This is a genomic window from Dactylosporangium sp. NPDC048998 (genome assembly GCF_043197855.1).
Taxonomy (GTDB): domain Bacteria; phylum Actinomycetota; class Actinomycetes; order Mycobacteriales; family Micromonosporaceae; genus Dactylosporangium.
This window is the reverse complement of sequence record NZ_JBICTV010000012.1, coordinates 194,927-221,298: the sequence shown is the minus strand read 5'-3', so window position 1 is coordinate 221,298 and position 26,372 is coordinate 194,927. Positions and strand designations below refer to the sequence as shown.

General features: G+C 69.1%; 24 protein-coding genes. 8 read left to right on the top strand and 16 right to left on the bottom strand.

Annotation, left to right across the window (positions count from 1 at the left end):
- Positions 1-47: 47 nt before the first annotated feature.
- Genes ACGFI8_RS26820 through ACGFI8_RS26805 form a run of 4 tightly spaced genes read right to left on the bottom strand, consistent with a single transcriptional unit; the run spans position 48 to position 4,661 of the window.
- The gene (locus ACGFI8_RS26820; RefSeq protein WP_392808959.1) at positions 48-2,651 is read right to left on the bottom strand and encodes an FtsX-like permease family protein; all 2,604 of its coding nucleotides are present in this window, start codon (positions 2,649-2,651) and stop codon (positions 48-50) included.
- Entirely contained in the window at positions 2,648-3,271 is a 624-nt protein-coding gene (locus tag ACGFI8_RS26815; RefSeq protein WP_392808957.1) for an ABC transporter ATP-binding protein, read from the bottom strand. The genes ACGFI8_RS26820 and ACGFI8_RS26815 overlap by 4 nt, the downstream gene beginning before the upstream one ends.
- Entirely contained in the window at positions 3,268-3,921 is a 654-nt protein-coding gene (locus ACGFI8_RS26810) for an ABC transporter ATP-binding protein (RefSeq protein ID WP_392808956.1), read from the bottom strand. Before ACGFI8_RS26810 ends, ACGFI8_RS26815 begins: the two co-directional genes overlap by 4 nt.
- Positions 3,918-4,661, bottom strand: a complete 744-nt coding sequence (locus ACGFI8_RS26805) for a hypothetical protein (protein ID WP_392808955.1) — start codon at positions 4,659-4,661, stop codon at positions 3,918-3,920. The genes ACGFI8_RS26810 and ACGFI8_RS26805 overlap by 4 nt, the downstream gene beginning before the upstream one ends.
- Between ACGFI8_RS26805 and ACGFI8_RS26800 the strand changes: the two genes are divergently transcribed.
- On the top strand, positions 4,637-5,908 hold the full coding sequence (locus tag ACGFI8_RS26800) for a sensor histidine kinase (protein WP_392808953.1): 1,272 nt from the start codon (positions 4,637-4,639) through the stop codon (positions 5,906-5,908). The two genes, ACGFI8_RS26805 and ACGFI8_RS26800, sit on opposite strands and share 25 nt — an antisense overlap.
- A 6-nt stretch (positions 5,909-5,914) precedes the next feature.
- Here ACGFI8_RS26800 and ACGFI8_RS26795 read toward each other — a convergent pair whose 3' ends face one another.
- The gene (locus ACGFI8_RS26795; RefSeq protein ID WP_392808952.1) at positions 5,915-6,583 is read right to left on the bottom strand and encodes a response regulator transcription factor; all 669 of its coding nucleotides are present in this window, start codon (positions 6,581-6,583) and stop codon (positions 5,915-5,917) included.
- Positions 6,584-6,934: 351 nt separating this feature from the next.
- On the opposite strand from ACGFI8_RS26795, the gene ACGFI8_RS26790 reads away from it, so the two are divergent.
- Positions 6,935-7,519 (top strand): YitT family protein, encoded by a 585-nt coding sequence (locus tag ACGFI8_RS26790; protein WP_392808985.1) that lies wholly within the window; start codon positions 6,935-6,937, stop codon positions 7,517-7,519.
- Between the two features lie 558 nt (positions 7,520-8,077).
- On the opposite strand, the gene ACGFI8_RS26785 is transcribed toward ACGFI8_RS26790, so the two are convergent.
- The 3 genes from ACGFI8_RS26785 to ACGFI8_RS26775 form a co-directional block, all read right to left on the bottom strand.
- Positions 8,078-8,251 carry a DUF3073 domain-containing protein gene (locus tag ACGFI8_RS26785; protein WP_392808951.1) on the bottom strand — a complete coding sequence of 58 codons (174 nt, stop codon included), beginning with the start codon at positions 8,249-8,251 and terminating at the stop codon, positions 8,078-8,080.
- A gap of 233 nt (positions 8,252-8,484) precedes the next feature.
- A complete protein-coding gene (locus ACGFI8_RS26780) occupies positions 8,485-8,721 on the bottom strand; it encodes a hypothetical protein (RefSeq protein WP_392808949.1) in 237 nt (78 codons plus the stop codon).
- On the bottom strand, positions 8,718-9,491 hold the full coding sequence (locus ACGFI8_RS26775; RefSeq protein ID WP_392808948.1) for an SDR family NAD(P)-dependent oxidoreductase: 774 nt from the start codon (positions 9,489-9,491) through the stop codon (positions 8,718-8,720). Before ACGFI8_RS26775 ends, ACGFI8_RS26780 begins: the two co-directional genes overlap by 4 nt.
- Before the next feature lie 189 nt (positions 9,492-9,680).
- Between ACGFI8_RS26775 and ACGFI8_RS26770 the strand changes: the two genes are divergently transcribed.
- The gene (locus ACGFI8_RS26770) at positions 9,681-10,355 is read left to right on the top strand and encodes a TetR family transcriptional regulator (RefSeq protein WP_392808946.1); all 675 of its coding nucleotides are present in this window, start codon (positions 9,681-9,683) and stop codon (positions 10,353-10,355) included.
- Between the two features lie 70 nt (positions 10,356-10,425).
- Positions 10,426-10,605, top strand: coding sequence for a hypothetical protein (locus ACGFI8_RS26765; protein WP_392808945.1), 180 nt, complete (start codon positions 10,426-10,428; stop codon positions 10,603-10,605).
- 9 nt (positions 10,606-10,614) lie between these two features.
- Here the strand turns inward: ACGFI8_RS26765 and ACGFI8_RS26760 are convergent, their stop codons facing one another.
- Entirely contained in the window at positions 10,615-11,265 is a 651-nt protein-coding gene (locus ACGFI8_RS26760; RefSeq protein WP_392808944.1) for a hypothetical protein, read from the bottom strand.
- A 259-nt stretch (positions 11,266-11,524) separates the two neighbouring features.
- On the opposite strand from ACGFI8_RS26760, the gene ACGFI8_RS26755 reads away from it, so the two are divergent.
- A complete protein-coding gene (locus tag ACGFI8_RS26755) occupies positions 11,525-11,893 on the top strand; it encodes an integrase (RefSeq protein WP_392808943.1) in 369 nt (122 codons plus the stop codon).
- A 24-nt stretch (positions 11,894-11,917) separates the two neighbouring features.
- On the opposite strand, the gene ACGFI8_RS26750 is transcribed toward ACGFI8_RS26755, so the two are convergent.
- On the bottom strand, positions 11,918-12,439 hold the full coding sequence (locus tag ACGFI8_RS26750) for a GNAT family N-acetyltransferase (RefSeq protein ID WP_392808942.1): 522 nt from the start codon (positions 12,437-12,439) through the stop codon (positions 11,918-11,920).
- 538 nt (positions 12,440-12,977) lie between these two features.
- On the opposite strand from ACGFI8_RS26750, the gene ACGFI8_RS26745 reads away from it, so the two are divergent.
- Entirely contained in the window at positions 12,978-13,772 is a 795-nt protein-coding gene (locus tag ACGFI8_RS26745; protein WP_392808941.1) for a hypothetical protein, read from the top strand.
- 60 nt (positions 13,773-13,832) lie between these two features.
- Here the strand turns inward: ACGFI8_RS26745 and ACGFI8_RS26740 are convergent, their stop codons facing one another.
- From ACGFI8_RS26740 to ACGFI8_RS26730, 3 genes are all read right to left on the bottom strand, one after another.
- The gene (locus ACGFI8_RS26740) at positions 13,833-13,940 is read right to left on the bottom strand and encodes a hypothetical protein (RefSeq protein WP_392808940.1); all 108 of its coding nucleotides are present in this window, start codon (positions 13,938-13,940) and stop codon (positions 13,833-13,835) included.
- Positions 13,941-13,977: 37 nt separating this feature from the next.
- On the bottom strand, positions 13,978-15,264 hold the full coding sequence (locus tag ACGFI8_RS26735) for a hypothetical protein (protein ID WP_392808939.1): 1,287 nt from the start codon (positions 15,262-15,264) through the stop codon (positions 13,978-13,980).
- Between the two features lie 311 nt (positions 15,265-15,575).
- Positions 15,576-17,450, bottom strand: coding sequence for a putative Ig domain-containing protein (locus ACGFI8_RS26730; protein WP_392808937.1), 1,875 nt, complete (start codon positions 17,448-17,450; stop codon positions 15,576-15,578).
- 307 nt (positions 17,451-17,757) lie between these two features.
- Here ACGFI8_RS26730 and ACGFI8_RS26725 point away from each other — a divergent pair, with 307 nt between their 5' ends.
- On the top strand, positions 17,758-18,057 hold the full coding sequence (locus ACGFI8_RS26725; protein ID WP_392808935.1) for an ArsR/SmtB family transcription factor: 300 nt from the start codon (positions 17,758-17,760) through the stop codon (positions 18,055-18,057).
- Positions 18,058-18,115: 58 nt separating this feature from the next.
- Here ACGFI8_RS26725 and ACGFI8_RS26720 read toward each other — a convergent pair whose 3' ends face one another.
- The 3 genes from ACGFI8_RS26720 to ACGFI8_RS26710 all read right to left on the bottom strand — a co-directional run bounded on the left by ACGFI8_RS26720 (position 18,116) and on the right by ACGFI8_RS26710 (position 24,748).
- Positions 18,116-20,143: a phosphocholine-specific phospholipase C gene (locus tag ACGFI8_RS26720; RefSeq protein WP_392808933.1), complete on the bottom strand. Its 2,028-nt coding sequence runs from the start codon at positions 20,141-20,143 to the stop codon at positions 18,116-18,118.
- 77 nt (positions 20,144-20,220) lie between these two features.
- Positions 20,221-22,029, bottom strand: a complete 1,809-nt coding sequence (locus ACGFI8_RS26715; RefSeq protein WP_392808931.1) for an endonuclease/exonuclease/phosphatase family protein — start codon at positions 22,027-22,029, stop codon at positions 20,221-20,223.
- 85 nt (positions 22,030-22,114) lie between these two features.
- Complete coding sequence (locus ACGFI8_RS26710; protein ID WP_392808930.1) at positions 22,115-24,748, bottom strand: ricin-type beta-trefoil lectin domain protein; 2,634 nt, start codon at positions 24,746-24,748, stop codon at positions 22,115-22,117.
- Between the two features lie 272 nt (positions 24,749-25,020).
- Here ACGFI8_RS26710 and ACGFI8_RS26705 point away from each other — a divergent pair, with 272 nt between their 5' ends.
- A complete protein-coding gene (locus ACGFI8_RS26705; RefSeq protein WP_392808928.1) occupies positions 25,021-26,334 on the top strand; it encodes an ABC transporter substrate-binding protein in 1,314 nt (437 codons plus the stop codon).
- The last annotated feature ends 38 nt before the right edge of the window (positions 26,335-26,372 follow it).

Sequence of the window (26,372 nt, the reverse complement as noted above, 5' to 3'; positions counted from 1 at the left end):
AGAGATATGAACCGTGGTTCTCGAATGGAGCCAAGATCGGCGGTGGTTCACAGGTCGCGTAGCCGAGAGGCGTCGATGCGTCCCGTCCAGCGGGCGGAGGCCTCGGTTGCCAGGGCGGCGGTGCCGAGGACGGCGGCGAACAGCGCGCCGAGGAACGCCCATGGGACGACCGGATGCTGGGGCGGCGGATCGAAGATGCCGTTGAGGACCTTGACGAGCTCAAAGGCGATCAGCGCGCCGGTGACGAGCCCGCCGGCCACGCCCGCGATGACCAGGGCGCGTGCTTCCGTCCGGAGGAACCCGGCGCGTTGCCGGTTGTCGGCGCCCAGGACGGCGAGCGCGATCATGGATCGGCGGCGTTGCACGGCGCCGACGACGAGGATGAGTCCGGCGCTGGCGCTGGCCAGGAGCAGCCCGAACGCGAGGGTCAGGCTGGCCAGGCCGGACAGGCTGCCGGCGGCGAGCCCGGAGGCGGACGGGACGGCGACGCGGGGGGCGGTGATGTCGTTCACGAGCGCGCCCGCGGGGGCGTGGATGCGGGCCGCGACCTGCTTCGGACTGCTGGTGCGGATCAGCAGGGTCTGGACCGCGGACAGGCCGGTCGCCTTGGCAAGGTAGGAGCGGTTGGCGATGACGAAGCTGTCCCGCGGCGCGGTGGCGAATTCGGTGATGACGCCGACGACGTGGAACGACACCGTGGTGTAGCTGCCGGTCGCCGTCTTCAGCCGGAGCTGCACCAGGTCGCCGGTCCGCAGCTGGTAGTCGTGCAGGGTCTCCTGGGACAGCAGCACGCCGTCGGGCGTGTTGGCCAGGTTGTTCAGCACGGTGCGGATGGAGCTGCCGGGGGTGAAGGCGTCCTGGAGCGGTGCGGCCCGGCCGATCGTGGCGGGGTCGATGCCGTACAGGTCCTGCAGGTCGGGGCCGACGTACACGAGCCGGTGGCTGACCTGCTCCACGGCGGTGACGCCGGGCACGTTCGCCAGCGCCGGGTCGAGGGTGTTGGTGCTGTCCGGGGCCGTGGTGACGGCGACGTCGGACCCGACGGTCAGGGCGGTGTCGAGGCGGGCCTGCTGGTCGTAGGTGTTGGTGAACACGGCGGCCGAGACCGTCACGGCGACCGCGACGGCCAGGCCGGTGGCGCCGCGGGCGACCAGGCGCCGCCGGCGGCGGACCACGTCGCGGCGCAGGTCGGGCAGCCGGCCCGCGGTGTCGATGGTGGGCCGGCGGACGTGTCGGTTGAGCACGAACGCGGTGACGCGCCAGATGAGCAGGGCCATCCCGGGCCAGGCGAGGGCCGGGGCGAGCAGCGCGGCGTAGTTCACCGAGGTGACCGGCACGCCTTCGGGGACGACGACGACCTGGTAGCCGCCCCGCGCCGTCAGCCACCACATCACTGCCGAGCCGGCCAGGAGCAGCACGTCGAGTCCGAGCCGCAGGGCCAAGGGGGTACGGGCCTGGGGGAGTTGGGTGGCCCCGTCCTGCACGGTCGGGGACTCGCCACGCAGCAACCGCGCGACGGGCGCCAGTTCGGTACCGATCGCGAGCAGGACCCCCACGAGCGCGCCGACGCCGAACCAGACCGGCGAAAGATGGGCCGTGGGCCCCAGCGCCAGGGTGTTGGCGAGGATCGCGCCGACGGCGCCGAGGGCCGCCCCGAGGAGCCCGTCGGCCAGAGCGGTGAGCCCGAACAGCGTCGCGGCGCGCCGTGGTGTGACGCCGCGGAGGCGCAGTAGGGCCAGGTCACGACGCTGCCGGTCGTTTCGCAGCGAGATCACCATCGCGGTGACGACCGCCGACAGCACCAGTCCCGGCACGCCGAGCAGCAGCACGAGGAGGCGCGAGTACAAGGCGTCCTCGCGTGCTGCCGACAATGACACGCCGAGGTCGTTGCCGACCAGAGCCCCGCCGGCGATGTCGGCGACATAGTGGTTTACCCGCTGGGTGATCTCGTCGGCGGCAGCCGCCGGATCGCTGGGCAGCGTGGTGTGGTCCAGGCGGACGTGCAACTGACGGATGACGGTCGCCCCGGACGCCAACGAGCCGAACAGCGAGGGCGGGACGAGGAGCACGTTGTCGGGTGGGGCGCTGGCGCCGGAGCCGGCCGGCGCGCCTACCACCTGGAAGAAAGAGTCGGCGTTCGGGAGGTCCACGACGCCGGTGACGTTCACGTCCTTGCCGGAGCCCAGCACCGTGACGGTCGCGCCCGGCGCTGCGCCGAGGTTGGCGGCGGTCTGCTGCTGCAGTACCGCCCCGCCGGAGGTGCCGGCGAGCATGCGGATCTCGCCAGGAGCGAAGGACGCGTAGTCGTCCGGCATCGATACGACGTACGCCGAGCCCGTGGTACGGGTTCCGGCGGCTGAGACGAGCGTCAGCCCCGGCACCTTGGCGTAGTCGACGGCGCGGAACCCGGCGAGGCCCGTGACCCGCCCCAGTGCCTCGGCCGCGGCCGCCGCATCGCCGTTCGGGGTGACCTGGACCTGCCAGTCCACAGGCACCCGCTCGGCCGCGCGCAGCGTCAGGCGCGAGCCGGTCTGAGCCACGAACGAGCCGAGCGAGGCCAGGAAAGCGACCGTGAGGGCCACGGCGACGGCCGCTGCGAACGTCTCGGACGGACGTCGACGCAGTGACTGCAAAACGTAGCGGGGCGTCATCTGATGAGGTCCTCTTGGGTCAATGGGGCGATCACGAGCTGTCGGGGGAAGCGAGCGGCGAGCCGAAAGTCGTGGGTGGCCACCACGACGGTGGCGCCGGTGTCCGCGGCGTACTCGTTCAGGACGTCGACGATCCGGGCGCCGGTCGCCTGATCCAGCGCACCGGTGGGTTCGTCGGCGAGCAACAGGCGTGGCCCGACGGCGAGCGCCCGCGCGAGGGCTACCCGTTGCTGCATGCCACCGGAGAGCTCCGCGGGCAGCGCGTCGTCGGCCTGGGCGAGGCCGAGTGCCCTGAGCTGGTCGCGGCCCCGGCTTTCCGCAACGTCCGGAGCAACCCCCCGGACCCGCAGGCCGAGCGAGGCGTTCTGCAGCGCGGTCAGCTCGGGTACCAGCGAAGGAGCCTGCGGGACGTAGACGACATCCTCGGGTCTGAGTCGAAGATCAACGGTGCCGGCCGTCGGTCGCAGCAGACCGGCGAGCACCAGCAGCAACGTCGTCTTGCCCGAGCCGGACCGGCCGGTCAGCGCGTACCGGTCGCCCTCGTCGAGCACGACGGAGAAGCCGTCGAACACGACCCGGCCGGTGAACGCGACCTTGAGGGCGTCGGCGGACAGGATCATGCGAGTCTCCCGTCGATCAGGTGCACGACCCGGTCGGCCTGCTCGGCCACCGTGCTCGAGTGGGTCACGATGACGGTCGCGCTGTCGGGCGGACGCCACCGGCGCAGGAGTTCGAGGATGGTGGTCTCCTCGTCGGCGCTGACCTCGGCGGTCGGCTCGTCGGCGAGCAGCACGGTCGGGGCGCCGGCAAGCGCGACGGCCAGCCCCGCGCGAGCGGTCTCGCCGCCGGACAGCGTGCGGACCGTGGCGCGCCGTACGGCCCGCAGCCCCAGACCATCGAGAACCTCCTCCGGGGACGGCCCGCCGCCGGCGCGCAGGCCAGCCGCGAATTGAACGTTCTCCAGGACGCTGAGGTGTCCGAGCAGCCCGCTGCTCTGGGTCAGGACTCCGATGTGCTGGGCGCGGATCCGGGCGGCGACCGTCGGGGTCTGGTGGCTCAGGCGCTGGCCGGCGACATGCACCGAGCCCCCGTCCGGGTCGTCGAGGCCGGCGAGCAGGCCGAGCAGTGTGGACTTTCCCGAGCCGGACGGCCCGGTCACCGCCACGGTCTCGCCGGCCTGGCAGGTCAGCGACACGTCCAGCAGTGCGGCCACCTCGCTGTCGCCGCGGCGGTAGAACCGATGCAGCCCGCGCGCCTCCAGCGGCGTCACGTGAGCCGCAGACTTGAGATCATCGTCTTGTACGCGTCGACGTTGTCCGCCCCGACCGGGCCGTACAACTCCATGATCACCTCACGGCCCGCCGACACCAGTTCGTAGCGCTCGACCTCGTCGCGGTACTGCCGCCCGGTGACCGGGTCGGGTGCGGAGTTGCGCCGGTACACGATCCGCACGCCTTGACCGGCCGGGAAGGTCACGGCCGTGATGCCGCGCAGCTCGAAGGCTGCCTGGCTGCTCGTCAAGGCCGGGACATCCTGAGTCTTGGCGCTGTCGACCGTCGGAGGGGTGGTCGCAGTGCCGGTCATGGCCTGCACGCCGTTGAGCTTGTCGGTGAAGGTCACGACCGTCGTCCTCGTGGTCTCCGCCCAGCCCTCCGGATGCGTGAACGTGTACTTGCCGGCGGTGTTCGTGTAGCTGACGAACGCGATATTGTCCGGGATATCCCCGGCTGGGTTGCTCTCGGCGGGAACGGGCGCCTGTGCACCGCCCGAGGCGGCACCGGGTGCGGTCGTCGACGCCGGAGGGTTCGCCTGACCTGACGGAGGAGCGGTGCCGCCGCAACCGGCGATCAGCATCCCCGTGCTCAGCATCCCCATGACGAGCAGGCAGAGTCGTCTCATATGTCCGACGCTAGACAGGCCCTGGCCAGCGCCGAGCCAAGCGAAGGTAAAGGCGGCGTTTGCCTTCGTCGGCCTACAGTCGACGCATGGCGCGACCACGACGAGAACCACGGACCCGCAGCCTGCGCGCCCGGGTGCGGGACGCGATCGCGCTGGTGACGGTCCTTGCCCTGCTGCTGTTCGGTGTTCCGCTGGCCGTCGTCCTGGACCGGCTCATCACCACCCAGGCCCTGACCGCGCTGCAACGCGACGCCACCCGCGCCGTTGCCGCGGTGCCGGACAACACCCTCGAGGCCGGCACGCCGGTGCCGGTACCGCGCGGGACGGGCGACATCCGCATCGGGGTGTACGACGCGCGGGGCACCCGCGTCGCCGGCGTCGGACCGCCCACCTCAGCACTGGCGTCCCGGGCCGCCGACGGCCACGAGCACGACGGATCCGACAGCGGCGAGTTGGGCGTCGTGATGCCCGTCCTGTCGGACACCACCGTGGCCGGCAGCGTCCGCGCCGCCGTTCCTCTCGCGCAGCTGCGGGCCCAGGTCTACCGGGCCTGGGGACTCCTCGCCGCGCTCGCACTCGCCATCATCGGCGTCGCCGTCCTCTTCGCACGCCGGGCCGCCGTGCAAATCTCCCGGCCGTTCGAACAACTCGCCACAGCCACCCGGCACCTCGGCGACGGTCGGTACGACGTGCGGCTGCCTCGGTGGGGTATCGCGGAAGCAGATGCGGCCGGCGACGCGCTGCGGGACAGCGCCCGCGAGATCGACACCCTCGTGAGCCACGAACGCGCATTCGTCCGCGACGCCTCACATCAACTGCGAACACCACTGGCCGGGGTCCTGCTCTTCCTCGAGCAGCAACCACCCGACGTGGCCGCAGCGCTCACCCGCGCTCGCGACCTGGAGACGACGATCGCCGACCTGTTGTCGCTGCGCAGCCCGACCGCGACGGGTGCCTGCAACCCCGGCCGGATCGCCGGCGAGGCGGTGCGTCGCTGGACTACACCGGACCGGCCTGTCGTCCTGCGCACCGATCACACCGGCGACGTCGCCATCACCGGCCCCGCCCTCCGCCAGAGCCTCGACGTCCTGCTCGACAACGCGGTACGCCACGGCGGCGGCACGGTCACCGTCACGGTCGAAGCCTACGGCGAGACCATCGTCGTGGAGGTCGCCGACCAGGGGACGGGCTTTCCCGACGACAGCACGCCGGGCACCGGCCTGCAACTCGCGACCAACCTTGTGGAACGCGCTGGCGGGTCGCTGCTGATACGCCGCCGTGCACCCCGGGCCAGGGTTGCGCTCCTGCTGCCGCCCTCCCGACCGGCACCGGACGGTACGCCCGAAGCTCTGGCCTGACTGCGGTCAGTCCAGCTCGAAGCGGTAGCCGTACCCTCGCAGTGTGGCGATCCGGTCCCATCGCTCGCCGGCATCGGCCAGCTTGCGACGGACGTTTGCGACATGCACGTCCAGGGTCTTCGTCGATCCTGACCAGTGTTCGTCCCAGACCTGCTCCATCAGCTGCTCGCGCCGCACCGCCTCACCGGCGGAGGCGACCAGTACCGCCAGCAACTCGTGCTCCTTCGGGCGCAGCGCGATCTCCAGATCCCCCACCCACGCCCGCCGGGACCGCTGGTCCAGCCGTACCAGACCGGCCCGCAACTCCGGCTGCCCCGACTCGCCGCGCCGTCGCAGATGGGCCCGCAACCGGGCCAGCAGTTCGATCGGACGGTAGGGCTTCACGACGAAGTCATCGGCACCCCCATCCAGGGCCCGGACCGCATCAGCCTCGTCCGTGCGCGCGGTCACCACCACCACGACGGTGTCCGCGTATCGCTCGCAGATTTCGCCGCAGAGGTCCAAGCCGTCGCGGTCCGGCAGCCCAAGATCCAACAGGACCAGGTCGGCGACGCCGTCGTTCAACAACCGGCCGGCTTCCTCGGCGCGGCGTGCCCAGCGAACCTCGTGCCCATCCGCGGCGAGCAGCCCAACCAGGCCAGCGCCGAGGCTCTCGTCATCCTCGACGACGAGCACACGCGACGATGAGGCTTGCATCCCCCCAATGGTAGGCGGTTCGGCGCCGAGCCTGCCCGACGGCGTGATCAGGCGCCCGGCCGGTGCCCGGCCCGGGATGAAGACGACCGGGTCGGGCGCAGGTGTCAACGGCCAGGGCGAGCTCAATCCGGCCACGCCACGCAGCGCACCCCAGCAGCGACGGCGTGGTGGGCGCCCTCGGGCGCTGCTCACGCCCTGCATGTCGACGTCGAGATCGCCATACCACCGATCCTGGATTGGTCTTGGCGATGCCGGACCAATTCGGCCAGTGTTATTGCCGTGCGCCTGCTTCTGCCGCTGCCGACCGACCGTGTGGTGCTGCGCTGGACCATGCTGCTGTGCGGATTGGGGCTTTACGGGTTGAGCAGCGGGTTGATCCTGCAGGCGGGCCTGGGTGTGGACCCGTGGGACGTCCTGCACCAAGGCCTGGCCCGTACGTTCCGAGGGCAGGTCGGCACCTGGGCGATCCTCGCCAGCGTCGCCGTCCTGCTGCTGTGGCTGCCGCTGCGTGCACGCTTCGGCGTCGGCACGCTCGCGAACGCTGTGCTGGTGGGACTGTGCATCAACCTTACGGTCTGGCTGGTACCGGCGACGCACAGTCTTGCCCTGCAGGCGTTCCTGCTGGTGACCGGCGTCTTGCTCAATGCCTTCGCCACGGGCCTGTATATCGGTGCAGGTTTCGGGCCGGGGCCCCGAGACGGGTTGACGACCGCGGTCGCGGCCAGGGGACATTCGATCCGGTTCGTCCGCACCGTCATCGAGATCACCGTCTTGGTCGTCGGCTGGCTGCTCGGTGGGTCGGTGGGGATCGGGACCCTGCTGTACGCAGCGACTATCGGGCCGCTCACGCACATCACCATTCCGCTATTGAGGCCCGGCGTACCCGTTACACCCCCTGCCGGCGACAGGCGCTGATCGCGGCGGGGAGCCAGGGGTCAGCTGCGTCAGCCGCGCACTAGGCCGGGCCCAAGCGCGGCACCAGCACCGGGCAGCCCACGAACAGCCCGGCGACCGACAGCGCCGCACCGACCCGCGCGATGGCCAGGTACCCGTGAGCCGGCGAGGGTCATGTGGGGACGTTGGACGCGCCGGGGTTCGCTCGCCGAGCTGTTCGTGCTGTGCGACCGTAGTGCGGCTGCTCATCGCGGACCGGCCGCGGGTGCTCCGCCCGGTCGTCCCGAGAGGCTTGACGCGTGGCGCCGCTTCTGGCTGGTCTGGGCGCTGCTCGGGCAGGCCGACGGTGCGAGGCGGAGCAGGTGCTGCGGACCGGACCACGCCGCCACCTGACGCTGCTGCGGTGGGTGTTGCGGGCCGCCAGCGCCGCGAGCACGGTGGGATGCCGGTCACCACAACGAACATGGGCAGCCACGCGAGGATGGTCACTCCCTCGACCGTGAGCGCGGCAGCGCCGCCCGGCAGCTCACCGTGCGTGGTGCCGGGTGCACCGTTCGGCTGGCTTTTGGGATGCCGCGTTTAGCGTGCGGGGCCGTCGTCGCGTTCGCTGATGTGGTGGGCCTGGTCGTGGTCGGCTGCCTGGGGCGCGCCGGCGAGTTCGCGTTGCAGCGCGGTGAGGTTGGTGGGTGGGCTGAAGTACTTCAGCTCCCGGGCGATTTTCGCCTGCTTGGCCTTGGCTCGTCCGCGTCCCATTGCCTGCCCCCGTTCGTTGGCGGGTCGCCGCTGCGACCACTCGAGAAGTCCGTTCGTGTCGGACACGGTACCTCGATCCGGGCCCCGCGACGAGGCACCTGGGTTCGGGCGTGGCAGTCGGCTCAGTCCAATGTCGGGTCCACCCGGTTGCCTGGCGCGTGTGTTGGGGAGCCGGACCAGGTGCCCCGGATGCCGAACGTGCGTCCGGTGTCCGGGGCGCGCCGGGTGTGTGGTCAGCTCGCTTTGCGGTGTCGGGGGACGAGTGCTGCTGCGGCGTCGGCTTTGGCGCGTTCGAGCTCGAGTTCGTGGATGGAGGTGTACGTGTCGGCGGTGATGGTGATGGAGGAGTGGCCGAGGGTTTCCTGGATGTCTTTCATGTCGGCGCCGGCGGCCTTGAGGAGCACAGCGCCGACCCGCATGCGGCGGTTCGCCGCATGCGGGTCACGTCCGCCGATCGTTGCACGGATCACTTGGCCTGGAATCCGCCGTCGATGTTCAGGATCGCGCCGGCGACGAACGACGCCTGGTCGGACAGCAGCCAGTGGATGCCCGCGGCGATCTCCTGCGGCTGGCCCATGCGGCCCATCGGGTGCATCTCGGTGATGGTCGCCTCGTCGTACTGACCGAGCGTGATCGCGCGGGCGATGATGTCGGTCTTGATCGCGCCGGGGGCCACCGCGTTCACCCGCACACCCTGCGCCGAGTATTCGATACCTGCGGTCTTGGTCAGCCCGACGACCGCGTGCTTGGTGGCCGCGTATGGGCCACTGTAGGGGATGCCGTTGAGCCCGGCGATGGAGGCGAGGTTGACGATGGCGCCGCCGCGTCCGCCGGCGAGCATCTCCTTGATCTCGCGTTGCATGCACAGGAACAGGCCCATCACGTTCGTCGACAGCATCTCCTGGAACTTCACCGGATCGGCGTCGGCGATCGCGGCCGTCTCGTGGGCCAGGCCCGCGTTGTTGACCGCGTAGTCCAGGCGGCCGAACTCGGCGACGACGGAGTCGAACAGGGCGCTGATGCTGTCCTGCGAGTCCATGTCGGCCACCAGGAACGAGGCGCTGCCGCCGTTCGCCGTGAGCTCGGCGATCGTCTGCTCGCCGACGTCCTTGCGGCGGCCGCTCAGCACGACGTGCACCCCGTCCGCGACCAGCAGTCGTGCGGTCTCCTTGCCGATGCCGGTCGCGCCGCCGGTGATGACGGCGATCTTCTTGTCGCTGATCTTCTTGTCGCTGCTCATGATGCCGATCTCCTTGGCTTCCGCTGATCGCACGTCCTGTGCGCTGACATCAATTTAAGAGACCGTCGGTCTCTTCACAATAGACCAGCGGTCTTTTAGTTGCGTGACGTGTATCACGCGAGTCGCGAAGGCCGGACGACCGTAAGACACACAAGAGACCAGCGGTCCGGTGGGCGCTACCATGAAGCCGTGCCCGAAACGTTCCAGCGCGCCCGCAGCGATGAGCAACGCGAGATCCGCCGCGCCGCGATCCTCAGCACGGCGTCGGCGATGCTGCGTGAAGCGCCGGTCGCCGACCTGACGCTGAACGAACTGGCCCGTCGGGTGGGCCTGGCGAAGTCGAACGTGCTTCGCTACTTCGAGTCCCGCGAGGCGGTCCTGCTGGACCTGTTGACGTCGGAACTCGACCAATGGCTCAAGGCTCTCGGGGACGACTTGGGACGGCTCGGCGACGCCGGGGTGGACCGCCGCCGCATGCGCGTCGTTTCGGCCCTCCTTGACACCCTGAAGCAACGGCCCGTGTTGTGCGACCTGCTCAGTGCCCAAGCGGGCGTCCTGGAACGGAACGTCTCGGCCGATGTAGCGGCGAAGTACAAACGCGCCATGATCAGCGACGTCGAGGAGCTGGCCGGCATCGTCCGAGACCGACTCCCCGAGCTCGGCACGGTCGCGGCACACCAGTTCGCCGCGACCGTACTCATAATGTCGGGCGCCGTCTGGACCCACGCCCAGCCCTCCGACGCGATGAAGACGGCCTACGCACGCGAGCCGGAACTGGCGTCCCTGGCAATGGATTTCGGCCAGACGCTGAGCGGCATGCTGGATGTGTTCCTCAAGGGCCTGCTCTCGACCCCGCGAGCATGACCGCAGCACCGGAAGCCTCTGTCCGGGTCGGCCGCGACCGGGCACGGAGGCCTTCAACCTCTGATCGGGCGTGGAACTCCTCGAGTGCCGATGGGACGAGGATCGGTGCTTCGGCGAGGAGGAGTTCCACGCCGCTGTCGGTGACAGCGACGTGCATGGTGCTCAGCTGGGTGATGCGCACGGCACGCTGGGCGTAGGGGAGGAGCAGGTCATCGGCCGAGCGCGCCAGGGCGCCGCAGATCTTCAGTGATGGCGTCTGCTAGTCAGCCCAGGCGTCGGGCGCCTCAGTGCACCTGTCGAGTGGGCCAAGGGCTGACAGAGTCCGGGTGTTGAAGCGGATCCGCCACATCGTGCCGTCCTTGGCGAAGACTGCGATCTCGTCGTTGCCCGTGAAGCTGGCGCGGTCGAACAGCCACTCCGGCCCGGCGCCGGATGTCTGGTCGATGAAGCATGCGAGGTTCTCACTACCCTCGCGGCTGGTGAGGCCTTCGCGGGTGCGCACTCGCAGCACGATCCTGTCAGAGCTGAAGAACCCCGGAGATCGGTACGACACAACCTTGAAGTCGGCGGACGTGGCCACGACGGATTCGTCCGAAAGCGCGTCGCCCATGGAGTACCCGAGCATCCCCAAGAACAGCGCGACGGCCGCGACCAGTGCCGCGGCCGCCTGTGCGCTGAACCGTCGAGCGGCGTGCTGAACAGCGAGTTGAGCGGCCGTTGCGAGCATCGCAGCGGCGATGGCGACGCCCAGAAACGGATGGGCCAGCGGCCGCAGATACACGTGCCCACCGTTGGGCGGGTTGACCTGCAACTGTCCACCGTCGGCAGTCGCGAGAATCGCCACAGTGGCGATAGCCGCCGCGGCAACCAGAAGTCCGAGCGCAAGCCTGCGACGAACCTTTGTCGTCATGGTCGGCAGTCTCTCACGCTAACCCTTGCCGATGGGTGCTCGCGGGCATCGCAGGCAATACCGAGCACTGGCTGCGCCGGGAGGGCTACGCACCCCGGCAGTTCTGGCGCAACGCGCGACCGCAGGAGTAGAAGAAACAGCAGGCGTCCTCTTCTGCCGCCGATCGCGTGCGGCCGCCGGGCCGAGGTCTTGGTCGGTGAAATGACGTCCGTGTCCAGCCGGCTCCGTTTGCTCAGCCTATGGCTGGAACCATGAGACGGTGAGATCGAGACTGCGGAAGCTGCACATCGACGGTCGGGAGTACACCTGGAAGGCCGACGTGCGGGCGGCGCCCGGTCCGGACCACCGCAGGCATCGCTGCATCCGGATCCGGATCTGGGGTGGCGGCAAGACCGGCTGCGTCCTGCAGGCCGACGTGACCGAACGGCCGCAGCCAGCCTCGGCCGGGGAGTCATATCCATATCCGGTGGCGGCGGACGTCCGCGCACTAATCGACTACGGCCTACACGCCGGCTGGGTTCCAGACACCCGCGGCGGCACGTTCCAGGTCATGTCGGGAGCCGACGTGGCGCTGCCCGGCTTTGTGCTCACCGACCTGCTGTGGATCGCTGAGCAGCGACAGACCTAAAGTTGCTCCCGGGATGAGTCAAGGTCACCGGTCCAGGGCGATCCAATAGCGCCTGACCGGACCATCCCCGGTGTCGCGGCTGCCTTCCAAGACGCCGCCGTTGCGTTCGATCGTGCGGGCCGAGGCGACGTTGTCCGCGAGGCACAGGATGAGGACGCGGTCCAGGCCCAGGACGGCGCGGGCCTCGCCGAGCATCTCACCCAGTGCCCAACTTGCCAGCCCGCGGCGGCGCGCGAGTGGGCGTATGCCGTAACCGATGTGACCGATCTTGTCGTCGAAGATGTGCCGCAGGACGATTCCTCCGAGCACCTCACCGTCCTCGACGATCCAGCGCGGTGAGCCGTGCTTCTCGTCCGGACAGGGCTCCCCGGCCCAATGGGTCAGCCGGACCAGCTGATGCACCCAGGCGGCGAAGCCGCCGGGTGAGTCCACGTCGTCGTCGGCGCCCAGGCCGAAGCCGTCCTCGTGGAGGCCAGGGCCCCAGTCGTCGCGGCACTCCAGAAAGGCGGCGTGTAGGCGGACGGTCGGCAGGACCAGTTCAGGCATGCGGCGACCGTAGCCGGGGTCTGGCCGCAAGACGAGTCGCTACCCGCTCACTTCAAGAACGCCCAGAGGGCGATCCTGCCCCGAAACTCCCCACCCCGTTTGGGGGAGTACGAGGAGGCTGCGTTGGGCGCTCGAAGGCAGCCTCACTGCCACCGGAACGAAGGTTCCTCGCCGAAGCAAGGCCGGACGCGATGCGGACTCCTGAGCCATTCTAGTGATCTAGGTCACAGCTGATGGTATCGAAGAGGCCGATACCGCCGGGCGCCGCGCAGGCAGTGTCCGATTGATTTGCGAAGGAATTCGTAGCCGGCGAGTTTCGTCAGATGGAACGCACTCGCATGCCGCGGCACGTGTATCAAATCTCGTTGACTCCGGCGTGACTCGGGCGCGGGATGTCCTCCACGACGCCCTCGAACTGGGCGCTGCCGAGCGGGGTCGTGCCGGCCACCGGCGCCGGCTTGGCCGCCACGGCCACGGACGGTCTGCGCCGCCCCCTGACGGGTCCTGGCGATTGTGGGACTCTGGCACGATCATGGCCATGCCTCACCTTGATGACCGCGGAGACCTTGTGTGGACGATGCCGCTCACGCTCGTCGTCAGCGGGGTGGCGGTCCTGGTCGGCGTGGGGGCGGCGGTCGGCTACCGGATCACAGGACACGACGGCCCCAATGCGGTTACGGTGCTCGCCGGCGTCGCGGTGTTCGTCGCTGTGAGCGGCAGGATGGTGACTGCCCGCAATGAGCGGTGGGAGGGTGTCACCGAGCCGCCGACGATGCCGGTCCGGGTGCGGCGCGGCCGGGTGGTGATTCCGAGGCGGGACGTCACCGCCCGCATCCTGTTCGGAATTTTCGCCGGCGGCGTCGCCGTGTGGTTGCTCCCCGGCGCGCCGGCGGCCGGTGCCTGGGCCGCTTTCGGCCTGTTCGGGTCGCTCGCGATCCTGTTCGCGCTGCAGAGCTTCGCCGGCCGGGTGGTCGTCACGCCGACCGAGCTGGTCGTCCTCACCGTGTTCAACCGGCGCGCGATACCCCGCCACCTCGTTTCGGGGCTGCGCGGGACGGCCAGCGGTGCCGTTACGATCCAGATCGAGAGCCGGCGGGCCGTCACCGTGCCCGCCGGCCCGATCATCATCGGCGGGAGGTGGAACTACCGGCCCGCGGAGCTCAAGACCGCCGGACGGATCCAGGCCGCCCTGGCCGCTGTTCCGGCGGCGCCGCCCACAACCCGCAACGTGCTGGAGCGTCGGCGCCCGGTGACGATCGCCGCGGCGGTGCTGGCTACGGCCGCATTCCTCACGACGTTCGTCCTCATCATGTCCGGCGTGGTCGGCGGTTGACGAGCCACGGCCCGGGCCGCAACCGGACACACGGCCGAGACGACGGCCGACGGGCCACGGTCAGGGCGGAACCCGGCGCTCAGCCGGCGCGGTGACGCCGGCTGAGCCGTGGAGCAGCTCACGGACGATGCCCAGGTGGCCCGCGTGCCGGGCGACCTCCTCGATCATGCGGATGAGGCTCCCCGCATCGACGAAATCGTCCAGGTCAGACGCCGTCGAACTTGTTCAGGGTGCCCATCAGGGTCGCGAGTGAGGAAGCGCAATCGGCCTGCGTGGGGGTCGACGCGCGCAGGGCGGTGAGCACCGCGTCGATCTGGTCGTCGAGCTGGTGCCATTTGGTGGAGTCGCGCGGTTTGAGCCCGGCCTCGGCGTCGTCCCACGCCACCTCGAGGTCCTTCACGCGGATTTTCCCACCTGCCAGGTCGTTCTTGGCGACCTTGCCCTGGATGTCGTCGACGATTACGGCGAACTTGCTCAGGTCGCCCAGCCGGGTCGTCGGGTGCGCCTGACGCGCCGCGGCCGCAGTCCCGGTCGCGTTGCCGCCGCCCTGCTGGCCCGGCGCGACCGTGCCCTGCTCGAAACTGGCCTGCGTGTCCGTGGTCGGCTGCGATGCGTGCGCCGTGCTGAGCCCGAAACCGAGGACGGCAACAGCCAGGGCGGCAGCACCGGCCCACGCGTAGTCCCGGCGGTGGCCGCCAACCGGCCCGGCGCCCTTTTCAGCGACACCATGGCGGTTGACCAGTACCTGTTCGCGGACGACCAGCACGAGAATGACCGCGAAGAACAGCAGGCTGGTGGCGCTCGCGCCCAGCGCCAGCCCACCGAAGTCCTTGTCCTGGGTGAGCAGGTCGCCGAACGAGGCGCCGAGCGGCCGGGTGAGCACGTAGGCGATCCAGAATGTGAGCACTTGACCGGCGCCGAGGCGGTACGCGATCCAGGTAGCCAGGATCAGCCCGCCGAAGATCAGCGTGCCGTTCCGGAAGCCCAGGTTGAGTGCCTCGGTGGCCAGGTCACCGGCGGCGGTGCCGAGCGCGAACGTGGTCAGGATCGCGCACCAGTAGAAAGCCTCACGGCGGGGCGTGTCGATGGAGGCGATCGCGAGCGTGCGCTCCTGCCGATACCAGACGACGAACACAATCGCGAGGACGACCGAAAAAACGGTGGTGCTGATATAGAGGCTCACACCCAGCGTGTCGGTGAAGAAGTCGGTAATCTGGGTGCCGACGATGCTCACCAGCACCACGCACAACCAATAAATCCAGGGCGTGTACTTCCGGGTCCGGAATTGAACGACGAGCGCGGCCACGAGAACGGCGAACATTATCGCGTCGGTCACTGCGGGACCGAGGCCGACGTTCACGGTCAGATAGTCCGCGAACGTCTCCCCGATCGTCGTCGACAGAACCTTGATGACCCAGAACGTGGCGGTGATCGCCGGCACCTTCGTCAGCCACCCACGCGAACTCACCAGCCGATTTGCGGCAACGGACACAACTCTCCCCTTACGACAACCCTGCAGACATCGGTTTCGTAGAAATGCGGAGGGGAGCATAGGGTGGCAGCCCTGAAATCTTGCTGAAGAACTCATTTCGATGACGGTTACGCTGTGTGGCGCACGCGTCACCTTGGCCGAGCTGGTTCAGGCTCCGCCGATCTCTCTCGACAAGGCTGCCGATGGCATAGCGGCACAGTGCCACATCGACGGGCCCCCGGCGAGCTGGCTGCCTTGTCATATCGCAAATTGACATTCAGATCCGGCCGGGACGGCGCCCGGAGTTGGTGGCCCCGGGCGCCGTTGTGGGCTCAGCTCACGGTCAGTGCCGTGTCGTCGATGACGAACGAGGTCTGCAGCGAGGCGTCCTCGGTACCGCTGAACGAGATGGTGACCGTCTGGCCGGCAAACGCCGCCACGTTGAAGGACCTCAGCGTGTACCCGGACGCCTTGTCCAGGTTCGAGTACGTGGCCAGGGTGGTCGAGCCCACCTTCACCGTCAGCTTGTCATACGCCGTTGACGTCGTCGTCTCCGACGTGTCGATGTGCAGGTAGAACGAGAACGTGTACGACGTGCAGCCCGCCGGGATGCTCACCGACTGCGTGAGCGTGTCCGTGTGCGTAGTGCCGTACCCGTCCAGCCACGCCTTCCAGGAGCCCGAGTGCGCCGGCTCGCTCGACGAGTTGTTGATCACGCCGGAGGTCGCGGTCCACGGCGACGCCGAACCCGTCTCGAAGCCGGGGTTGCCGAGCTTCTGGCCCGGGCTGGCGCAGCCGCCGCCACCCGACGGGTTGATGGTCCACGTGAACGACGCGCTGCCGCTCTGGCTTCCGCTGGTCGCGGTGGCCGTCACGGTGTACGTGCCCGTCGTGGTCGGGGTGCCCGAGATGACCCCGGTGCTGGAGTTGATCGACAGGCCGGCCGGCAGGCCGGACGCCGACCAGCTGTAGGAGCCGGTCCCGCCCGACGCCGTCAGCGTCAGGCTGACCGCGATGCCCACGGTGCCGGTCTGGTTGCCCGGGTTGTTCACCGTCACGCCGCCGGTTCCGCCGCCGCCGACGATCGCGTGGGTCATCTGACAGCCGCTGACCTCGTTGGACCACGTGGTCTGCATTGCGAATGTGCCGGTGGAGAAGGTCACGTTCGCCGACGCACCGGCGCCGCTGCTGACCCACGCGCACTTGTCGGCGTTCTCGTAGCCGGTCGAGTCGGTCCAGCCGCCGGCCGGGTTCTGGTCGGTGATGGTCTCGGCGTACTCGTGCCCCTCGACGATGGTGACGCCGTCGAGCGTGCCGGGCGAGTTCACGAAGCCCTGGCCGCAGCTTGAGCCGGCGTCGGTCACGTACGGCATGTTGGTGAACGCGATGTCGCCGACGGACGAGCTGACCGCGCCGCCAGTCAGCGTGCTGTCGCCGTTCCAGTCGTGCCAGGCGCAGAACCCGCCGCTGGGGGTGTTGAAGCCGTCCGGCGTGGTGCCGTGCGGGGACACGATGACGTACTGCGCGTTGCGGTTGGAGGCCGCCGTGGTGTTCCCGAAATGCGACGCGGCGGCTACCGCCACCACGCCGAGCTGGTGCCCGGTCGCCGAGGACGGCGAGGCGGCACCGGTGTCCGCCCAGACGCCGGCGAGCGCGCCGCCCGTGGGGTAGCCGACGTAGGCCGAACCGGCCGGGCAGCTGGTGGCGCCGCTCGCGACACCCTCGCAGTACTGGGTCATCACGCCGGACCACAGCTCGTTGTTGGTGCCGACGCCCTTGAACAGCTGCTGCAGGCGAGGCGCCATACCCACCGAGTCGCCGGAGAACGTGACGTTGCCGTTGGCGTCGGTGCCGGTGGTGCCCCACTGGGAGCCATAGAACACCAGGTAGACCTTGGGCGCGCCGGTGGTGACGCCGATGCCGTCGACCCCGCCGCCGTAGCGGAGGTTTCCGGAGCCGACCGCGGGCGTCGCCGGGGCCGCGGTGCCCGGGTGCGCCGCCTCGTAGCCGCGCATCTGGTCGTTGACCTCGCGGGTGGGTACCGCGCCGTGGCGGTACGGGTGCGCATACGCCGGGGAGTACGGGTTGGGGGGTGCTGCCTGGGCCGGCGCGGCCAGGGCCACGATGGCGCCGGTCACGAGCGTGAGCGACGAGAGCGAGGCGAGGCCGATTCGGGCGGCCCAGCGGGGTGACACCGGACGTGTCATGGTCGGTCCCTTTCTGCGGGTTGCGCAAGGAGAGGAGCCTTGGACGCGCGCGGGTGGCGCACGCCTGACCCCGAGCGCCGGGGTAGGCGTCGAGGTCCGGGCCGACCATAGGGACGACTGCGTTCGTCGGTCAACGAATGTGAATGTATTAATATCCATGCATCTGGGCGCTCCGCCTGACCGCGTCGGCGCCGGCACCATGATCCACACCATTCGGCGCCGCATGCGTACATTGGAATGTGACACCTCGTTATCCCGAAATGAAAACGAGTATCGTTTGCGCGTCCGTCCCTGTCGAGGAGCGCCGATGCCGACGCCGTATGTCCCGCGCCACGAGCGAATCAGTGCGCTGTTCCGTGCCCTCGCGGCGCCGTTACGGCTGGCCATCGTCGAACTGCTCATCGTGCACCATCAGCTGCACGTCCACGAGATCGTCGAGGCGATCGGCGCTCCGCAGACGCTCACCTCACAGCACCTGCGGGTCCTGCGCGACGCCCGGCTGGTGGAACGGGCCCACGAAGGCCGGCACATGGTTTACCAGCTCGTCGATCCGGAGATCGCCTCGATCCTCGCGGCCGCCGTGCGGTTCTTCGGCGACCTGCCATGACACCGCGAGCCGGGCTGCCTCGCGTGAGCATGTCGTGCGAGGCAGCCCCGATCGGTGGTCATCCGGATACGCTGGCCATGCGGGTCTCGATGTGGCCGGTGAAGCGCTGCGACCAGGCCGGGTCGACGTCGACGGTGATCGTGAAGTCGTACCAGCCGTTGGTGTACGCAACGGCGTTGAACCAGTCGTCCACGGTCTGCCCGGCACCCACCAGGTAGGTCCAGGGGCCGTCCGTGCGGTACTGGTTCGAGGTGATGGTGAAGGTCATCGCTGACGCTGATGTGTTCTTCATCCGGAACCAGATCGCCTGCTTCCCGGTGTTGGGTGCCACCGCGTAGTAGCTGCTGACGAAGGCGTCCTTGCCGGCGGTGGTGGCGTTGCCGATGAGGCGGCGCAGGAAGCGGTTCGGGCCGACCATGCTCAGGTCATATTGGCCTGAGCCGTAGCCTGCCCCGATGTTGAAGTAGTCGGTTGCGGTGCCGCCGGCGTTGACCGTGTACTGCCAGGGGTCGCGGTTGCGGTACGCGTTGGGGTGGATCGAGAAATGGACCGCGCGCGTCGCCTCGGCGCCCTGGTTCACCATCTGGAACCAGGCCAGGATCTTGCCATTGGCGCCGAACTCGAGCCGGTCGAGGTATCCGTTGGGCTGGTAGGGCAGGGCTCTGGCCGGCCGGGTGCCGGGCTCCTGTGAGGGTAGGGCGTTGGTGCTCGGGGTCGGGTTGGGCAGCGTCTTGCAGTAGGCGTGGGTGATCACGCTTGTGGCGGGCAGCTGCGGCAGCCCGTACACGGGCGAGGCGAAGTCGAAGACGCCGGTGAGGTCGCCGACCACCATTCGGCGCCACGCGCTGATGTTGGGGCAGGTCGCCGGCGTGCCGAGCGCCGCGGTCCACCGTTCCAGGAACCGGATGGCGGAGGTGTGGTCGAAGACCTCCGAGCTCACCCAGCCGCCGCGGGTCCACGGCGAGATCACCAGCATGGGTACGCGGAAGCCGAGCCCGATCGGCACGCCGCCGAGGAACTCGTCCGTGGTGCCGCCCGGGGGAACCGGAGGCGGCACGTGGTCGAAGCAGCCGTCGTTCTCGTCGTAGTTGAGGAACAGCACGGTCGAGTTGAAGACGCTTGCGTCGGCGTTGAGGGCCTGGATCACGAGGTTGACGAAGTGCGCGCCGTCGCCGGGCGGGGCGGAGGGGTGCTCGGAGAACGCCTCGTTGGCGACCACCCAGGAGACCCGCGGGAGCGTGCCGTTGACGACGTCGGCCCTGATGGCGTCGGCGATCGCCTCGTGCGTGGGCTTCGTGCCAGGCACCGAGGCCATGCCGCGATCGTAGCGGGGGTTGCCCGGCGAGGCGCTCGTGAACTGCTGGAAGTAGGCCAAGCCGTTGTCGCCGAAGTTGTCGCTGGAGCGCTGGTAGACCTTCCATGTCACCCCGGCGTTCTGCAGCGCCTCGGCATACGTCTGCCAGGTCAGCCCCGACTCCTCGCCGCCGTCCTTGCTGTTCGCGTCGATCTTGCCGCTCCACAGGAAGGTACGGTTGGGTCCGGTCGCGCTCAGCGCCGAACAGAAGTAGGCGTCGCAGATGGTGTAGTTGTCGGCGAGCGCGAAGTGAAATGGGATGTCGCTTCGGTCGAGGTAGCCCATCGTGCGGACGTTGCCGACTCCTGAGATCCAGTTGTCGAGTTTGCCCGTGTTCCACGCCGCGTGCTGCGATGACCAGCTGTGCGCCAACTGCCCGTTGCACTGAGCAATGTCGCCGGGGTTCGCGCCGCCCGCGGGAAGGGTGCTGCTCATCTTCCACGGGTACTGCCACCCGGTGCCGTTGGGCTGGCGGAAGATCGAGCTGCCGGTGCTGGTCGTGACGGCGCTGCGGTCGCCGAAGCCGCGTACTCCCTTCAGGGTCCCGAAGTAGTGGTCGAAGCTGCGGTTCTCCTGCATCAGGATGACCACGTGCTGCACATCGGTGATCGTGCCCGTGGTCGCCGCGGCGGCCTTGGCCGGCGTGCCGGTTTGGATTCCCGGTGCCATCACCGCGCCTGCGGCGGCGCTTGCGGACAGCGTGACGAAGCTTCTGCGGCTGAACCGTCCCATAGGACGTCTCCTTCCTGGTGAGTCCTGATCGTCGGGCAGTGCATGAGCTGCCGAAGCGTGCGGAAACCCCGGTCGGGTCAGCCGACCCCGAAGACGGTCAGGACGGCGGCGTGGTCGGACGGCCAGGCGTTGCCCGACGGGTCGGACTGGGACGGGGTGCCTTCCCAGAGCGCGTCGGAGGACAGCACCGTCAGCGGCCCGCGGTAGTGGACGAAGTCAATGCGGTCCTGGGGCTCCGGCTCGCCTTGGTGGGAGTCGTACCCGTACCCACCGGCGAAGGTCTTGTCCACTGGGGACCACGTGTTGCCCGGATCCCGTGCCGGGTCGGGGTGGGCCTGGCGGTAGGAGTCGGTGAGGCCGGCGTTGGCAGGGGCCGTGGAGGAGGGCCAGGGGACGGCGCCGTACCCGCAGCGGGAGTTCGCGGCCGTCCAGTCCAGGTGCGACGGCGCGTTGAAGTCGCCCGTCAGCAGGACCGGGGTGCTCGCGGACGCGGCGAGGTCGGGCGCCATCGCGGCCATGATGTCGTTGATCTGGCCGGTGCGGCCGGAGGAGGCCTCCCGGTCGAGCAGCTGCTGCACCGTCAGGTGGCCGAAGCACGCGTCGTATGGGCCGTAGGGCGTGTACCCGAGGTGGGCGTTCCACAGCCGCAGCGAGCGCGAGCCGAGGTCGATCCGGGCCGCGACCGCCGATCCGGCGACGGTGGGCGTCGTGGCGGTGATCGGGTAGCGGCTCAGCACGGCGGTGTCGGCGTTCTGGAAGTACGACCACCCGAGCGCGGTGGCGAGCGCCTGCGCCGCCGCGCCCTCGTTCTCCTGGATGCCGACGACGTCGACGTCTCGCTCGAGCAGGAACTTGAGCTCCTTCTCGAGCCCGTTGGACACGACGGTGCCGCCGCGCCAGAGGTTCCAGCTCAGGGCGCGCAGCTGCGGTACGAGCGCTGCGGCCTGCACCCGGATCGTCACCGTCGCGTCGGCGGTCCCGGCGGCGGTCGTGGCGCGGATGCCGATGGTGGCGGTCCCGGCCGCGCTCGGCGTGCCCGTGACGGCGCCGGTGCTGGAGACCGTGGCCCAGGCGGGCCCGGACGTCTTGGCGAAGGTCAGCCCGGCAGTGTCGCCCTGCACGAGGCCGCCGACCGTGGCGGAGTAGGCGACGCCGACCTTGGCGTTGCGCAGGGTGAACGCCGTCGTGGGGAAGTGGGGCGCGCCGCTGCCGGTGATGCGGAGGTTGACCGGCTGGGCGAGCCAGGTGTACCCGTCGTTGTACAGGTAGTACACGATGTAGTCGCCGGCCGCCAGCCCGGACGTGGGCAGCGAGGCGGAGCCGCTGGCGCCCGCCGTGTAGGCCCAGCGTTCGGACTGGCCGACGTAGGCCTGGTTGACGGGGCCGTTGCCCGGGTTGTGGTACAGCCCGATCCAGTTCGTGCCGCTCGGCTTCGAGGTTGTGTACGTGGCCTGGATCGGCGTCCCGGCCGCGACCGTGGCCGAGGCGAGCGTGAGAGTTCCCGACGCGGCGATCAGCTGCAGCCGCACGGGCTGGGCGAGCCATGTGTAGCCGTCGTTGTAGAGGTAGTACAGGATGTACGCGCCCGGGGCCAGCCCGGCGGTCGGCAGCGAGCCGGAACCGCTCGCCGACGGCGCGTACGTCCACTTGGTGGACTGGCCGATATAGGCCTCGCCAACCGGGCCGTTGCCCGGGTCGGTGTACAGGCCGACCCAGTTGGTCGCGCTGGGGCGCGGCGTGGAGTAGCTGAACCGAAGCTCGGACCCGACCGTGACGGACGTCGCGACGAGCGAGCCGTCGGCCGCCGCGAGGACGGGCCGCGCAGGCGCGGCGACGGCCAGAGCGGCGACGAGGACGGCCAGCGCCAAGGGGAGGAGTCTGCGCATCTGGTCTCCAACTCATCGAAATTCATCAACCTGATGACTTTGGTTGGCCACACCGCGCAGGCGGTGTGGCCAACGTGAAAGCGGCCTATTTCGGTAGTGACCACTGCTGGTTGGCGGCTCCGGTGACGCAGTTCTGGATCTGGAGCTGGGTGCCGGATCCCCCCGAGCCGGGGTCGGTGAGGCAGCGGCCGGACTGCGGGTTGACGATGGTGCCGTTGGACTGCGGCTGCCAGGTCTGTGCGCCGGTGCTGTTGCAGGTGTACAGCTGAACGGATGTGCCGTTGGCGGTGAGGCCGCCGCTCACGTCCAGGCACTTGCCGAGTGCCTGCAGGGTGCCGTTCGATGCCACCGTCCAGAACTGTGAGGCGGTTTGGTTGCAGGTGTACACCTGGACGGGCCTGCCATCAGTGTTGATGCCCCCCGACACGTCGACGCACAGCCCGGCGTACCCGGTGATCGGGCCGGCCGGCGGCAGCTGCGGGACGGCTGACGTGCTCCAGCAGTTCCAGCTGTACGCGTCGCTGAGCGATCCGGCCTGGGCGAAGGCGGACTCGTTGTACGGGTAGCCCCATGCGCAGCCGTCGTTCATGTCGAGTGCGACGTGCGCGCCGGAGTCGGTGACGCACTTCCAGTCGTAGGCGGTGGTGCCGTCGCGGCTGACGCCGCCAATGTTGCCGATGGACTTGCAGTAGCTGTCGAGGTTCAGACCGCCGAGCCGCTGGAAAGCCGGCGCGGTGGTCATCGTGACGGTGACGCTGGTGGCGCCGGCGGGCAGGGTGACGACGCCGTTGGCGTTGTCGACCGTGCCGGCGCTGGCGGATGCGATGTTGCCGACGAACGCCGGGATCTCGAAGCTGACACCGCCGGCCGGTGCGGCACTGCTCAGTGCGAGCGTGACGGCGTTGCCACTGGTGGTGATGGTGGCGCCCATCCGGTTGCCGCCGGCGATGGGGTAGTTGGTCGCGCTGATGGTCTGACCGCCGCGCAGCCATTCGTTGGGAATCCCTCGGCCGACGATGACCTGGCCGTTGGACTTCTCGGCGATCAGGGAATCGAGCAGGACGAGGGAGGCGTTGGCCTGGCCCCACATGTGCGGGCCGGAGCCGGTGCCGGTCGTGGCGTGGTTGCCGGGGCCCCAGTTGGTCGGGCCGGCCGATGGGATGCCCTCCCACCACGAGAACGGGGCGCTCTGCGTATTGTTGATCATGAATTGGTAGCCGTAGATGCCTTCGGTGCGGTGTCTGGCGCTCGCCAGTCCGGCTTCGCCGTAGCCGGCGTTGTATCCGGTGCTGTAGCCGGCGTAGCCACCGTAGGTGTGCGGGGGCAGGCCAGCCAGGCGGGCGAAGCCGTAGTCGTAGGTGGCATCGACCATGGTGGCCAGTGGGCCGGTCTTCGCGGCTCCGAACAGATAGCCGTTCCAGTTCCAGCGGCCGAACAGCAGCATGGAGGCCCAGTTGGCGTCGTTGGTGTTGCCGCACACGTTGGCGGTGTTCGGGGCGTTGATCGCGCAGGGGATGTAGCTGAGGTTGTTGGCGGTGATGGTGGACTGGAGCTGGGTGTTCACCGCGGAGAGCAGGGTGCTGTACTGGTTGGCCGCCCAGGTGGCCTCGGCGGTGTTGCCGAGCTTGCCGGCGATGTACTGGTAGGCGAGCAGCCCGAGCAGCGCGGACTCGTCGTCGACGGTCCAGTAGCCGGTGGCGTCGATGGCGTAGGACGCCTTCATGGTCCCGCCGGGGCCGGTGGCGTTCGCGGCGATCTGGTGCGCGTTGGCCTGGATGGTGCCGAAGTTGGCGGACACGAACGCGGTGTCGCCGCTCTTCTGCAGGTACACCGCCCACGGCCAGCTGTACTTGTACAGCGCGTCCGGGTACTGGTTGTAGAAGAGGGTCTGCAGGTAGGCCTTCGCGTTGGACAGGTCGCCCTGGCTCAGCAGGTTGGTCAGGATGCCGGTCAGGTCGTGGTCGAACAGCTGGTCGTAGCCGTTTTCGCCGACGTTGAGGTTGTTGCCGTCCTTGACGATGTGCGTGTAGATGTAGCCGGCCTTGTAGGCGTTGACCAGTCGCGGGTCTGGGACGTTGATCTGGGCTATTCCGGCGAGCTTGGCGTCCCAGTACGACGTCATGTGGGCGTAGTGGGCGTCGAAGCCGCCGGCGGCGATCAAGCTGGCGTCGGCGGGCCAGGGGTAGCCGTTGCCGAATTTGTCGATGGCGGAGACGTAGTCGTGGTTGACGGTCTGGCCGGGCGACACCGTGTTCGGGACCGAGCTGAGTGCGAGGAGCTGGGCCGAGGGCGCCGGGTCTTCGGTGTGGGCGACGGTGTCGTGGTTGTAGACGCTCACGCGGGAGTACACGGCGACGTAGGCGTTGCCGCCGATCGTGACCTTGTCGCCGAAGTTGGTGATCGTGACCGTGGTGTTGTCGCGCTGGAACTGCGTGACCAGCGCCGGGTAGTAGCCGCCGGCGTTGAACCACTGCAGGCTGGCGGGGTTGTTGTAGATCCCGAATCCGACGGTGATGTTCTTGCCGGCGCGGATGTCGAAGCTTCCGTCGCGGTGGACGATCGCCGCGTCCTTGTCGCCGTCCCAGCCGATCACGGCGCTGTCCACCTGCGTGGTGTTGGCCTGCGCCGGCGCTGGGTACGCGATCTGCACTACCCCCGTCGCGACCAGCGCGGCGGACAATCCGGCCGCCAGCCGGCCGCGGGATCTGTGCTTGCTCATTCGGGGCGTCTCCTCCTCCGTTCGCGCCCCGCGCGGCCAAGCTGCACAGGGCGGCTATGGATCGAAAAAAAATCGTGAGCCGGACGTAACCATCGGGAGACATCTCTGTCAAGAGCGGGTCATGGAGTGCAACGTATTCATAACGGAGTCTTGCTACGTCTGAGGGGGCTGGTGTCACATTGGATCGGTCAAAAGAGCCGCCGCAGCGCTCCTGATGCCTCGCACACCCCAGCCGGACGCCCACCGGGGCGGCGCCGTCGGAAGGAAACATTATGGACAAAACCACCATCGCGCGCAGGACACTGCGCCGAGGCCCCGCCGTGGCCGCCCTCATAGCCTTGACAGCAGGGCTGGCGGCGTGTTCGCCCTCGGCGTCGAGCAACGACGCGGGCGCGGCGGGGGACCGCGGTCCGATCACGTTGGCCACCGGCAAGGACACGACCGGCACGCTGCAGAAGCAGCTGGACGCCTGGAACGGCGCACATCCCGACGAGAAAGTCACGCTGATCGAGCTTCCGACGTCGGCGGACCAGCAGCGTCAGCAGCTGGTGCAGAACGCGCAGACGAAGTCCGACGCGTACACGGTCGAGGGCTTGGACGTGGTGTGGACCGCCGAGTTCGCGGCACACCGCTGGATCGACGAGATCCCGGCCTCCTCGGTGCCGACGAGCTCGATGATCGCCTCGACGGTGGCGACCGGCCAGTACTTCGGCAAGCAGTACGCGATCCCCTATCAGACCAACGCCGGCGTCTTGTTCTACCGCAAGGACCTGCTGGACGCGATCGGCGCCGGGGCTCCCAAGACGTGGTCGGACATGCAGGCGGACTGCGCGAAGATCGCCAAGCTGCCGCAGGGCGCGGGCGTGGACTGCTACGCGGGCCAGTTCGACAAGTACGAGGGCCTGACCGTGAACTTCTGCGAAGCCGTGCAGTCGGCGGGCGGGTCTGTGATCGGCCCGGACGGCAAGCCGACGTTGAACACTCCGGCCGCCAAGACGGGGCTGCAGACGCTGCTCGACGCCTTCAACAGCGGCATGATCTCCAAGACCGCCACGACCTACAAGGAGGAGGACGGCCGCAAGCAGTTCCAGGACGGCAACCTGGTCTTCCACCGGCAGTGGCCGTACCAGTGGGATCTGGCGAACAAGACCGACGGATCCTCCAAGGTGGCCGGAAAGTTCGCGGTGACCGCACTGCCGGGCATCGGCACCTCGACCGGGTCCTCCACGCTCGGTGGACTGAACCTGGCGATCAGCGCCTACGGCAAGCACAAGGCCACCGCCGCCGACTTCATCAAGTTCCTGACGGGTGGGGACAATGAGCGGCAGGCCCTGGAGGACAACTCGACCGCTCCGGTCTACCCCGACCTGTACACCGATCCGGCGCTGCAGGCGAAGTTCCCGTACCTCGCGACGTTGAAGGCGGGGCTCGACACGGCGGTTCCGCGGCCCAAGGTCGCCAACTACGGTGACGCCACCAGCTTGATCCAGAACGACGTGGCCGCCGCGATCTCCGGGTCGATGTCGGTGGATGCCGCCTTGGCCGACCTGCAGTCCAAGCTGACCGCGCTGGTCAACGCCCAGTAGCAGACAGCTGCCCATGGCAAGGCGCCGACGGTCGTCGC